This window comes from Klebsiella sp. 141251 (assembly GCF_050600725.1).
Classification (GTDB): domain Bacteria; phylum Pseudomonadota; class Gammaproteobacteria; order Enterobacterales; family Enterobacteriaceae; genus Klebsiella; species Klebsiella aerogenes.
Genome location: NZ_JAQIRG010000006.1, coordinates 361,509 through 373,491, shown reverse-complemented (window position 1 = coordinate 373,491; position 11,983 = coordinate 361,509). Strand labels below are relative to the sequence as shown.

Annotated in this window: 11 protein-coding genes and 2 pseudogenes; 5 read left to right on the top strand and 8 right to left on the bottom strand. The window is 51.6% G+C overall.

Going from position 1 to position 11,983, the window contains the following annotated elements:
* Window positions 1-91: 91 nt before the first annotated feature.
* A complete protein-coding gene (locus tag PGR09_RS16165; RefSeq protein WP_430916306.1) occupies window positions 92-871 on the top strand; it encodes an MBL fold metallo-hydrolase in 780 nt (259 codons plus the stop codon).
* A 21-nt stretch (window positions 872-892) separates the two neighbouring features.
* Window positions 893-1,846 carry a GlxA family transcriptional regulator gene (locus PGR09_RS16160; RefSeq protein ID WP_430916308.1) on the top strand — a complete coding sequence of 318 codons (954 nt, stop codon included), beginning with the start codon at window positions 893-895 and terminating at the stop codon, window positions 1,844-1,846.
* Here the strand turns inward: PGR09_RS16160 and PGR09_RS16155 are convergent.
* From PGR09_RS16155 to PGR09_RS16145, 3 genes are all read right to left on the bottom strand, one after another.
* Window positions 1,843-2,892 carry an NAD(P)-dependent alcohol dehydrogenase gene (locus PGR09_RS16155; RefSeq protein ID WP_047047612.1) on the bottom strand — a complete coding sequence of 350 codons (1,050 nt, stop codon included), beginning with the start codon at window positions 2,890-2,892 and terminating at the stop codon, window positions 1,843-1,845. The genes PGR09_RS16160 and PGR09_RS16155 overlap by 4 nt on opposite strands.
* A gap of 157 nt (window positions 2,893-3,049) precedes the next feature.
* Window positions 3,050-3,352 (bottom strand): putative quinol monooxygenase, encoded by a 303-nt coding sequence (locus tag PGR09_RS16150; RefSeq protein WP_015369108.1) that lies wholly within the window; start codon window positions 3,350-3,352, stop codon window positions 3,050-3,052.
* Window positions 3,353-4,360: a zinc-binding alcohol dehydrogenase family protein gene (locus tag PGR09_RS16145; protein WP_213797554.1), complete on the bottom strand. Its 1,008-nt coding sequence runs from the start codon at window positions 4,358-4,360 to the stop codon at window positions 3,353-3,355. It lies immediately after the preceding gene.
* A gap of 498 nt (window positions 4,361-4,858) precedes the next feature.
* Here PGR09_RS16145 and PGR09_RS16140 point away from each other — a divergent pair, with 498 nt between their 5' ends.
* Entirely contained in the window at window positions 4,859-6,055 is a 1,197-nt protein-coding gene (locus tag PGR09_RS16140; RefSeq protein ID WP_015703847.1) for a hypothetical protein, read from the top strand.
* A gap of 282 nt (window positions 6,056-6,337) precedes the next feature.
* Here PGR09_RS16140 and PGR09_RS16135 read toward each other — a convergent pair whose 3' ends face one another.
* Both PGR09_RS16135 and PGR09_RS16130 read right to left on the bottom strand, forming a co-directional pair.
* Window positions 6,338-7,375 (bottom strand): virulence RhuM family protein, encoded by a 1,038-nt coding sequence (locus PGR09_RS16135; protein WP_430916305.1) that lies wholly within the window; start codon window positions 7,373-7,375, stop codon window positions 6,338-6,340.
* A gap of 235 nt (window positions 7,376-7,610) precedes the next feature.
* Window positions 7,611-7,898 (bottom strand): SymE family type I addiction module toxin, encoded by a 288-nt coding sequence (locus PGR09_RS16130; protein WP_430916304.1) that lies wholly within the window; start codon window positions 7,896-7,898, stop codon window positions 7,611-7,613.
* Between the two features lie 136 nt (window positions 7,899-8,034).
* Here PGR09_RS16130 and PGR09_RS16125 point away from each other — a divergent pair, with 136 nt between their 5' ends.
* Window positions 8,035-8,229: a toxin-antitoxin system HicB family antitoxin gene (locus PGR09_RS16125; RefSeq protein ID WP_015703844.1), complete on the top strand. Its 195-nt coding sequence runs from the start codon at window positions 8,035-8,037 to the stop codon at window positions 8,227-8,229.
* Between the two features lie 15 nt (window positions 8,230-8,244).
* On the opposite strand, the gene PGR09_RS16120 is transcribed toward PGR09_RS16125, so the two are convergent.
* The 3 genes and pseudogenes from PGR09_RS16120 to PGR09_RS16110 all read right to left on the bottom strand — a co-directional run.
* Window positions 8,245-8,811 (bottom strand): DUF6680 family protein, encoded by a 567-nt coding sequence (locus tag PGR09_RS16120; protein ID WP_289577798.1) that lies wholly within the window; start codon window positions 8,809-8,811, stop codon window positions 8,245-8,247.
* A 545-nt stretch (window positions 8,812-9,356) separates the two neighbouring features.
* Window positions 9,357-10,496 carry a PIN domain-containing protein gene (locus PGR09_RS16115; protein WP_430916303.1) on the bottom strand — a complete coding sequence of 380 codons (1,140 nt, stop codon included), beginning with the start codon at window positions 10,494-10,496 and terminating at the stop codon, window positions 9,357-9,359.
* 379 nt (window positions 10,497-10,875) lie between these two features.
* Window positions 10,876-11,091: pseudogene (locus PGR09_RS16110) on the bottom strand (winged helix-turn-helix domain-containing protein); the annotation flags it as partial.
* Window positions 11,092-11,211: 120 nt separating this feature from the next.
* Here PGR09_RS16110 and PGR09_RS16105 point away from each other — a divergent pair.
* Window positions 11,212-11,775: pseudogene (locus tag PGR09_RS16105) on the top strand (phage polarity suppression protein).
* Window positions 11,776-11,983: the final 208 nt, after the last annotated feature.

Here is an 11,983-nt window from a genome sequence, read left to right as displayed (position 1 = left end):
GATTCCATCGATCATTGCCCAAACGCCCATATTGCGCCAGGCTGGTACTCAGTACGATGTTCGTCAGATTACCCCACAGAGGAACGCTAACATGAACATCACCCATATCCGCAATGCTACACAGATTATTGAATACGCTGGTAAAAAGTTCCTGATCGACCCTATGCTGGCTGACAAAGGCGCCTGGCCGGGCTTTCCAGGAACCGCGCGCAGCGAGCTACGTAATCCGCTGGTGGCGCTGCCGTTTTCCCGTGAAAAGATTATCGACGTTGACGCAGTTATCGTCACCCATACCCATGACGATCATTGGGACGAGGCGGCGATCGCGGCGATCCCGAAAGCCCTGCCGGTTTTCGTCCAGCATGAGGCTGACGCCGCGCTGCTGCGCAGCCAGGGATTTCAGGATATCCGCCTGCTGTCGGCAGACAGTGTATTTGCCGGCGTTAGTCTGCAGAAAACCACTTCCGGGCAACATGGCAGCGACCGTACCTACGCGGTACCGGCGATGGCTGAACGTCTGGGCGAGGCCTGCGGCGTGGTGTTCCGTCATCCGCAGGAGAAGACGCTGTGGCTGGTTGGCGATACCATCTGGCGCGATGAGATTGAAGCCGACATGCTGAAGCTGCGCCCGGATGTGGTGGTGCTTAACGCCGGTTACGCTCACGTTATCGGCTTTGGCCCGATCATCATGGGTAAAGAAGATCTGCTGAAGGCGCATTTCGCCCTGCCGGAAGCGAAAATCATGGCCATCCACCTGGAGGCGGTTAACCATTGTCTGGTGAGCCGCGAAGAGATGCGCCAGTACGTCGCGGATAATCAGATTGCCGGGGTAGTGAGTATTCCGCAGGATGGGGAAACCGTTGTTTATTAATCTGCTCAAGGGGAAGGGATGATGACATTAACCGACGTGGCGATTGTCGCCGTAGAGGGCTTTAGCCCGTTTCATTATGCCGTCCCCTGTATGCTGTTTGGCGATACGGTCTCGGAAACCAAACGTTTTAATCTGCAGATTTGCGCCGAACAGCCGGGATTACTCAGCGCCCGCGACGGCTTTGCGCTGTACGCCAGCGGCGATTTTACCGCGATGGAACAGGCCGATATCGTGGTGGTGCCCTACTGGGGCGAGGTCAACCAGCGCCCGCCGCAGGCGCTGATCGCGAGTCTGATTCGGGCGCGCGATAACGGCGCGGAAATCGTCGGCCTGTGCCTCGGCGCGTTTGTCCTTGGCTACGCCGGGCTACTCGACGGTAAGCGGGCGGCGACCCACTGGGAGTTCGAGCAGGATTTCCAGCGCCTGTTTCCGCAGGTGCGGCTCGATATCAACGCCCTGTACGTCGATGACCAGAAGGTGATTACCTCGGCGGGGACCGCTGCGGCGCTCGATTGCTGCCTGTATATCATTCGCCAGCGTTTTGGCAGCCTCGCCGCCAACCAGATCGCCCGGCGGATGATCGTGCCGCCGCACCGCGAGGGCGGCCAGGCGCAGTTTATCGCCCAGCCGGTGCCGCGCAACACCCGCGATGCGCGGATGAACTGTCTGCTGGATTATCTGCAGCAGCACATTGCCGAACCGCATAATCTTGATTCGCTGGCCGAGGTGGTGGCGATGAGCCGCCGTACGCTGACCCGCCACTTCGCCCGGGCGACCGGGATGAGCATCGCCGACTGGTTGACCGCCGAGCGCCTGCGCCGTAGCCAGAGCCTGCTCGAAGCGGGGGATTTACCGGTCGAGCAGGTGGCGGAAGCGGTGGGCTATCTTTCCGCCGTCACCTGGCGCCAGCAGTTTAAAGCGCGTTTTGGCGTTAGCCCGACGGAGTGGCGGCGGACTTTCCGCCGCGGCGTTTAGCCGGCGAGGGTCGAACTGTCGATCACGAAGCGATATTTCACGTCGCCCTTGACCATTCTTTCCCAGGCTTCGTTGATCTGATCGCCGCGAATCAGCTCGATATCGGCGACGATGCCGTGTTCGGCGCAGAAGTCGAGCATCTCCTGGGTTTCCGGGATACCGCCGATCATCGAGCCGGCAATCGAGCGGCGGCGGAAGATCAGATTGAACACTTCCGGCGATGGATGCGGCGTGGCCGGGGCGCCAACCAGCGTCATGGTGCCATCGCGTTTCAGCAGCGTGGTGAAGGCATCGAGATTGTGCGGCGCCGCCACGGTGTTGAGGATGAAATCGAAGCTTTTGGCGTGGGCCGCCATTTCGTCTTCGTTACGCGACACCACGACCTCATCCGCGCCCAACGCTCTGGCCGCGTCGCGCTTGGATTCGGAGGTGGTAAAGGCCACCACGTGGGCCCCCATGGCGTGGGCCAACTTGATCCCCATATGACCCAGGCCGCCGATGCCGACGACGCCGACTTTTTTGCCCGGCCCGGCGTGCCAGTGGCGCAGCGGCGAATAGGTAGTGATCCCGGCGCACAACAGCGGCGCGACGGCGGCGAGCTGCGCTTCGGGATGATTTATCCGCAATACGTAGCGTTCATTAACCACGATCTGCTGTGAATACCCGCCGAGCGTGTGCCCTGGCGCGTCCTGGGTCGGCCCGTTATAGGTCAGCACCATATGGTCGCAGTAGTTCTCCAACCCTTCAGCGCACTCCTCGCACTGCTTACAGCTATCCACCATACAGCCGACGCCCACCAGATCGCCAACGGCGTAACCTGAGACGGCATCGCCGACCGCCGTCACCCGGCCAACGATTTCATGGCCCGGCACGCAGGGATACAGTGTCCCGGCCCATTCCGCTCGCGCCTGATGGAGATCGGAATGGCAGACGCCGCAGTATGCAATGGCGATCTGCACATCCTGTGGGCCGGGTTCGCGGCGGGTGATAGACATCGATTCGAGCGGCTGGCTGGCGGAGTACGTACCTATAGCGTTGATCTGCATAGCATTACCTCTTGTGCAATAGCGTGATAAATCAAGCGGAAGGGGGTGAGCGTTTTTTGCGCGGCAAGGGTAAGCGTAGCCTGGCTAAGGCAGGATGAGAAAAGCGCAGCTCGAAGGGTTAAAAAAGGCGCCTCACCGAGGTGAGGCGCTCGTGATATCAAGGCGCGATGGGTGTCAGATAATCCAGCCGCAGCGGCTCGGCGAGCAGGCTCTCCATCTGGCCGATAAAGGCCTGGAAGTAGGGCTGAGCGATATGCTCATCCAGCGCCTGCTGGTCGCGCCAGGACTCACGCATGTAGAAGGTATCCGGCGCGTCGCGCAGCTGAAACAGCGCGTAGTCGAGATTGCCCGGCTCCTCGCGGGTTGGCAGCAGCAGCGCCTGCAGCGCGTCGCGCAGGGCCTCGGTTTGGCCGGCTTTCGCCTTCAGAACCGCGATAAGCGCAATGGTGTCGTCGCGCATTTAGAAACCCTCCAGCACGATTTTGCCGACCGAGCGCCCGGTTTCCAACTTAGCGTGGGCTTTTTGCAGATTGGCGGCGTTGATGGTTCCGTAGTGTTCGCCAAGGGTGGTGCGCAGCGTGTTATCGTCAATCAACGCGGCGACGCGGGTCAGTAGCTGATGTTGGGCGATCATGTCATGCGTCTCAAACATTGAGCGGGTGAACATAAATTCCCAGTGCAGCGAAATGCTTTTCGCTTTCAGCGGCACCACGTCCAGGCTCTCCGGGTCATCAATCAGCGCCAGCTTACCCTGCGGGGCGAGCGCGGCGATCAGTTCGTTAAAGTGCTGATCGGTATTGGTCAGGCTGGCGACGTGGGTCACGGCATGAATGCCGATTTTCGCCAGTTCTTCAGCGAGCGGTTTGCTGTGGTCGATGACGTGATGCGCCCCGGCCTCGCGTACCCACTTCTGGCTTTCCGGGCGCGATGCGGTGCCAATTACCGTCATGTTGGTGAGTTTGCTGGCCAACTGGGTAAGGATAGAGCCAACGCCGCCCGCCGCGCCGACAATCAGCAGCGTATCGCCGGCGTTACCGCCTTCCTGCACGCCAAGGCGGTGGAACAGCAATTCCCAGGCGGTGATAGCGGTCAGAGGCAGCGCGGCGGCGGCGGCATTCTCCAGCGAGCGCGGCTTCAGCGCCACGATGCGTTCATCAACCAGCTGCAGTTCGCTGTTGCTGCCGGGGCGGCCCAGCGCGCCGGCGTACCACACTTCATCGCCCGGCGTGAACAGCGTCACCGCATCGCCAACGGCTTTCACCACGCCAACCGCATCCCAGCCCAGCACCCGCGGGGTATCGGCATTAAATCCGGCGCGCACTTTGGTGTCGACCGGGTTCACCGAAATGGCTTTGACCTCGACCAGCAGATCGTGCCCCTGCGCCTGCGGATCCGGCAGATCGATATCGCGTAAAAAGGGGATGTTGTTGCCGTCGGCGGCGGCCTGGGTAATGGCAATGGCTTTCATAGGTTCTCCGATCTACAAAGAGGATTCATGGTGTGAATACGTCGAGGATAGACCGGTCTAGCGTCGGGAAAAACGGCCCGGCGGCGATAACAGTTATATAAAAAAAGTGAAAATCGGCGACACCACCCATCCTGCGCCCGCCTGCCACTACAGATAAACAGTACGATGGTCAGGTACCAGGACCATGATGGTTCAACAATATAAATTACCATAAACATAGTGTTTCATATTTGAGAAAGTTACCTCCTCCATGTCGCAAATATTAATATCACTCCGGAAGAATAATAATATTGCGTTATGGCTCAAGGTTTATACCTTGACGTCCGACATCCTGCGTGCGATTTTTCTGCTATCAAATAATAAACAGAGTTTCATATTTGGAACAAAAATAAAATCATCATGCTATTTAATTAAGAGTTTCACCGCTGAGACAAAATAATAAGTCGATATTAATCGACGGTTTTTTATCGCTTATAAAAATAAAGTGAGGGATGTGCTATGCGTAAAATACTCCTTTCTCTGCTGCTGGCAGCCGCGACCAGCGGGCTGGCGCTGGCGGACGACGGCAAGCCGTTCCCGCATATCGGCTGGCGCAGCGCGGATAATCTCGCCGGGCTGGATTTCGGCGGCGCGCTGCGGGCGAACTATCGCTACGAGGACTGGAAAGGCAGTAATTACCGCAACCCGCCGCATCTGCGTTTTGATACCTTCCGTATCGACAGCAGCGGCTTCTATGATAATTATTTCTTTGATGCCGGGTTCTGGTTTCAGGATCACCGTAAATACGCCATCGACCGCGCTTACGTAGGGTATCGCTTCGACAACAATAATAATATCCAGCTGGGGATCCCCGGCAAACCATTTGGCCTTGAACCTTATCCGCAATTTGGCTGGTCCTACGGTATTCCGTTTTATTTAGGCTTTGGCGTGAGCGCCGGTAGCGGCGTGAACTATCAATATCACGATAATAACTGGTCGCTGGATGTGGCCTATTTCCCGTGGATGGAACCGGAGAATTTGCGCTATGCGCCGGACGTTGGCGATTACGATCGGCTGAAAAACACTATCTATCCGACTCAGCATCAGCAGCATAATGAAAAGCGCGACCAGGTGAATGTGCGTATTGCGCGGGATTTTCACGGCGGCGGCTGGAATAACGAGCTGGGCGGCTCGCTGGCGTTGGCGCGGTTGCACAACCGCGAGACCGACGACGACGGCACCTTCTGGGCGGCAGGCGTGCACGGCATGTTACATAACGGGCCGTGGCAACTGACCTCGCAGCTGATTCGCTATCAGTACGATCCGAAGAACCCAGCGGGCGTCAGCGACGATACGATTCTGATGGGCGGCAACGGCCTGACGCCGGCCTACCTGATCCCGGCGAAAGCGACGACCGCGTCGCTGAACGTCGCCCGCGATGTTGATGTGAAGTGGGGCGGCGTGTCGAAGCTGCGTTTTTACAACGACTACAGCGTGCTGTGGAAAGATAAAAGCGGCTGGAGCGATTCGCAGATGAACACCCTTGGCGTACAGGTCTTCGCGCTGCCGGTGATGTTCTGGGTCGATCTCAGCTGGGCGAAGAACGTTAATCCGTGGGGCGGCGCGCTGAACGCTACCGGCTGGACCAGCACCCAGTCCGAGGGCAGCGGCAAATGGTACTTTCGCACTAACGTCAATATTGGCTATTACTTCTGAGGCGGGAATTTTCCCTGCTCGTGCTGCGCTCAGCAGGGCTACGGTTCTGCGCCGTCTGGTAGCCCGGGTAAGGCGCTAGCCGCCACCCGGGGGCTTGCTCGAGCTATCAGACCGTAGGCCGGATAAGGCGCAGCCGCCATCCGGCGCAAAAGCGGCTCTTTACCCGCGGTTATTGCCCGGCGGCGCTACGCTTGCGCGGGCCTACAGATCATATGCCGGTGTAGACGGGTAAGGCGTCAGCCGCCATCCGAGAGGCTTGCTCGCGCTATCAGGCATCCTGAGCTACTTTTTAGGCCCTGTTTCCCACTGTAGCAAACCGGCGATATCCTTTTCACCTTCGGCTTCCTTTAAGCGCCGCTGTTGTTCAGCAAACTGACTATATTCCGCCTGCGCTTTTTCATCGGCCATTTTCTTACTGACTTTACCTGCGCCTTGCAAAACCTCGCGGTCGTTAAATTGCAGGAACTGATCCAGCTTATCCTGCCAGTCGCGTAAAAAGACCTGCTGACGACGACGGGCCTGATCCTCGGCAAAATCCAGCCACATGTTAACTACGCGGTTAAGCTCATTGACTTCATCCTGAGTGAGATAATTTTTTGCTACCGTCACGTCGCCCTTATGCACCTCTTCGCCTCTATAGCTGGTCAGCCCCATATGCGGCAGACTGGCGTCAGCACGTTGATGAATGAGCTCAGCGGCGGTATGTCCGGTACAGGCAAAATGTAACTTGTTCTGGATAGTTTGAAAAAACTGCGTGGTTTCTTTTAACGACGGTTGATAGTCAGCCGCTAAGGCAAAAATTTCTCGCACCCGCAAATAAACGCGGCGTTCGCTGGCGCGAATATCGCGGATACGCTCCAGCATCTCATCGAAATAGTCGGGTACAGCCGATGGACCCACAGGCGGATTCTTCAGCCGCTCATCGTCCATCACAAAACCTTTGATCAGGTATTCCTGGAGCGTCTGGGTCGCCCACTGGCGGAACTGCGTGCCGCGAGAGGAGCGAACGCGATAGCCAACAGCGAGTATGACAGGCAGGCTGTAGTGAAGCCGGTTTCGGCTTACCTGACGGCTACCTTCCTGTTGAACTTGTAAGTAAGACTTACAGGTTGCGTTTTGCTCAAGCTCACCTTCCTCATAGATCGCTTTAATATGCTGTGTAACGGCTTGTGGAGTGACTTCATAAAGGTTGGCGATAGTTGCTTGAGGGAGCCATAGTGTTTCTTGCTCAAAGCGGCATTCAACGCGTACTTTCCCATCACCGCTGGCAAACATAATGAATTCACTTGCTGGGGACGACGTTATATTTTCCTTTGCCATATGGTCTCCGGGTCAACCTGTTCACAACGGTAGAGTATGTCAGAAGCGGGGCATAAATTTCATTAGACGAACGATTAATCTGGCGCATTTGCGAGCGGTTATCCGGAAAGTGAAGGTATTAAGACGCGGGAATTTTCCCTGCTCGCGCTGCGCTCAGCAAGGCTACGGTTCTGCGCCGTCTGGTAGCCCGGGTAAGGCGCTAGCCGCCACCCGGGGATTTTTCTTGCTCGCGCTATCAGGTATGTTGCAGCGTGCCGTTGACGCTTTTCAGCGATTGTTGAATATGCCGTAATTCGGCTGTTAATTTCTCTTCTTTATCGCTGAGCGGCAGCAACACTATGCAGCCATCCATCACTTTAACCGTGACCGGCTTCCCGGTATCGAATCCCGCTTCGCGTAGCCACTTGCCGGAAAGGGTAAGACTTGGTGTACTGATATCCCGGCCATTGGGCCGATAGCCAACCAGCAGCTGACGCTCGGTTCCGCTAACGGTGATATCTGGGGTAGAATGCAAATCAGCCATAATCAACTCCTTGATAGTTGGTGATGTTAGCTCTCATCAGGTATTGCGAGTATCTGATGAGGGCGATTTAAGATCAGGACGGAATCTGGTTAGGTACGTACCTGTATGGTTATACATTGCTCTTTTAGGTACGTATATGTCAACAGCCAAACGTGATACCAATCAGTCAAAATGCGGCAAAGCTCCCACTTTCCAGATACGGATAACGCCGGAGCTAAAAGCGCAGTTTGAGGCTGCAGCAGCAGACGCAGGGATGAGTTTGGGAAACTGGCTCAAGACCCTGGGAAGAAAGGAGCTGGAGAGGCTGGGCATTGAGACTGCTGATAAGTAAACTTTGACGACCGATTTAACTTTCCGTTCGACTGGGAATACCAACGATCTCCATTTTTATAGCGCCATCATCAGAGAATATTGATGCCAGGCCCTTTCTTATTTTTAATTGATCGTTTTCAATTTCACCGTGTGCAATTGGCGAGTAGATAGCGGTTTGCAACTGAACGCGCTCAAAATCATAACCAATATCTTTGGCAATGGCTGAAAGAAGATCTACAAATAAATTATTGCTGTTTTGATTCCAGATAAGGCCGCTGGCGTTATCGTTGTTTGGATATGTTGTATTTAGATGTGAGAAATACAGCTTCCATGCTGATATTACCTGACTTTCTGCTTTGCTTCTTTTAGCTTGTCCTTTCCTTACCCGACCGTAAAAAGCAATATCGATCATATTGAGCGCTCTGACATGTTCATTTGATAGCCTTGCGTTCTGCGACCTGGTGGCCATCAATTGTTTAAAAATATCTATTTTAAGTGTCTTTTTATCAGTATATCTTTCGATAAATTTCTGAACTTGAATGGCAATTACAGGGCTGATTAAAGTCACTATCACCGTTGTGATGGATAGCACTAAACTCATTTTAGAATCCATATTTTATGAGATATAAAGTTAGAATAACGAAGGATTCAATAGGGTAAGTTATCAATAGAATATTTAATATATGCCGAATGGCCGATAGAGAAGGAAAACTTGGCGGAAGATCACAGGAGTGCTGAACTCACCATAACAAATTGAATGTGTTGAGTTTTTGTTTTAATCGAATGCCTTGATATACACTATGCTATACACATTTGACGGTGTGTCTGATTTTTATGCAAAAAGTCAGCATCAAAATTAACGTCATAAATTCCATAAATTGGCATGAGAAGGCAGTTTATGGAATTTGATGGACTATAAGGTAAAAACCATTAATATCAGTGTGTTATGTTGTGGTGCGTTGATTGATGGAGAGCGATCAATTCTTGCTCGTCTTGAGATTGTCAGAACCTCATCACCACAATGGGGTGGCGGAGAGAAGGGTCTATACTTCAACCCTACTCAAATTAATAACACAAATTAATGATTTACGATAAATTAATTGACTTGCGTTCCCTAATTTATCTTACATGAGATGTAATTTAATATTACTGTATCATTTCTTCGATTTGTGAATTAAAAATATTCATGCTCATAATAATACCTTTTTCAAATAATTCATTAATGATATTAATTTTATCAATCTGATCATACTCTTTGGAAAATTCAATTGTTAAATCGCCAAAAAATTTGAGTCGTGCTGTTTCTATAATATCACACCATCCATCACCATTAACACTCCAACAATCTGGATTTCGGTCAGGCATTTTGGTGACATCCAAATAACTCCCGTAATCCGTAACATATCCTATGCTTGAATCTACTGTAAAGGAACAGATAGCAGAAAATTTATTCGGAGATATTTCTCGTACGTCCGATAATTGTAGGTTTTCAATCGAATCGTATGATTCGATTTCAATATTAATGTTATAGGCCCTGACTCCAATTAGAGTATCGCCGTGAACAGAATCGCTTTCTTCATTAAAATAGTCAAAGTAGTGAGGTTCAGCATCTAAAAACACAACTAAATTATGGCTAAATTCTTCTGAAAGAATAAACTTAGTAATTCTATCGTTTGCTAATGTTTTCTCTAAACCATTTTCGTTAAAGAACTCTCTTAGACCTGTTAATGTTTTAATTTCTGTGTTTTTATCTAAGTGCTTTTTTAATCTCTCATCTTTAATTATAACGATTAAACGACCTACAGATTCGATTAGCGACTCTAGACAAATGTTGATAAAAGCATCTGGAATATCATCCCTAGCCTTGACTTGCCTAAACACACCCTCTCCAGAAAAATAATCATTAAACACTTGTGAAAAGCTTTCTTGTTGAGGGTGAAGTATATTAACTTTAAAGTCTTTAACCCATTTTTCAAAAGAAAGTTTGGCTCTTTCTTCTATGCTTCCATTAATTATCCCAATTTGATCTATAAAATTCTGACGCTCATCGTACAATACTGTATTGATTCTGCGACCTTCTTTCTCTATTGCTTCAAGGGCTTTTATTATTTTTAGATTCTCTTCCTTTACAGAAGTGATTCTTTTTGTAATAAATTCTTGAGCGATGATAGATGGTATATGAACACAAACTAATTTAGCATCAACAAGATTTTTCAAAATACTCATGTCATTGGAGTGTAAACCTTCTTGATGAAGAATATTTGTGTCTAAAACTATATTGTACATAAGGATTGCCCATAAAAAATCGGTTGTCGATAAATATAATACAATCAAAGTAGAAGATTAAAGTCTATTTTTACAATGTCATCCATAATGAACCCAGTTACTGGGCACTTATGGACATGTCCATTGGAAAGGTGATCACAGCAAATTGCGAAGTGTTGTTAATCATAATCAGAACACTCTAAGTGATTCAGTTATCGATGAAGGATGAAGATAAAAAAGTTTTTTTAGGTTTTACTGTTCACACTGTTCACCTCTGGTTTTTTATCAATAATTTCATGGTGATACAGGGTGAGTATACGGTGAAGGGTGAACAGTGGATTGTTCACCCTATGGCAATGGCCAGAAAGGAAAAGACCGGCTGTTGCCGGTCTGAGTGAGGTTATGTTGCTGCGGGGTCGTCGCACTTCGGCAGCCAGTCGCCGTAGATTTCCTCTTTCAGCGACAGGTTGGTTTGTATCCCCTGCTTTGTGTGCCGCTTTTCATAATTCAGGCCGTACTCTTTCAGCATCATGGGTAGCCCCAGCCCGAACATTTTCAGGCTGAGCACGTTCCTGTACCCGTTAGCCTCCATATACGCGTGATAAAGATATTTTTGAGATTATCCGCTCCCCTGCGGAAGAGAAGAAGGCCGAACCCGCTCCGCCGAAAACCAGAACCACCCGCAAAGTGAAAGGGTGTTACAGCTCGCCATTCAACCATAATCAGGAGGACGATAATGACTGGCCCGACCTTACAAAATGCGTTCGAAGCCTGTCAGACGAACAAAGCAGCGTGGATGAACCGTAAAGCTGAACTGGCCGCTACAGAGCTGTAATATCGGGATTTAATGCTGGATGACGCAACGGGTTCCCGCCGCTTACAGACGCTGCGTGAGCTCATCGATATAAAAAAATGGGAGATTAATCAGGCCGCCGGTCTCTACATTTCCTCGCATGAGGAGGTGCAGCGCATCAGCATCAGTAACCGGCTGTACGATTTTATGCAGCAGAACGGCGCAGAGCTGGCCGCCACACTGGCACCTGAGCTGATGGGGATTAAGAACCAGCCCGCGATGTTAAAAAGTCGCGCGCTCGACCGTTCGGTGACATACCTGCGAGAAGCTCTTTCCGTCTGGCTGACCGCAGGAAATGACATTAATTATTCTGCATAGGACAGCGATATTTTAACGGCCATCGGATACAGGCCTGACGCGCCTTCGCGGGATGATAATCGTGAAAAATTCACCCCTGCACAGAGCATGATTTACACCCGCCGACGCGCCGAACTGGCCGCGCAGTAACCTGTCAAAAAATCCCCGTAATTCCCGCCATTTTTCCCGAATTAAGCCATGCATCCAAAGGGTGCATGGTTTTGCATGCGCTTTCCTGCTCCTGTACTCCCGACCAGCGCCAGTCCCGGCGCGACCTGAGCCTACCTTTGCATCTGCATTAAAAGCGGCCCCTTAAGTGGGCAGGCGTGGCGGGGAGAGCATTGCGCGCTGAGTGAGT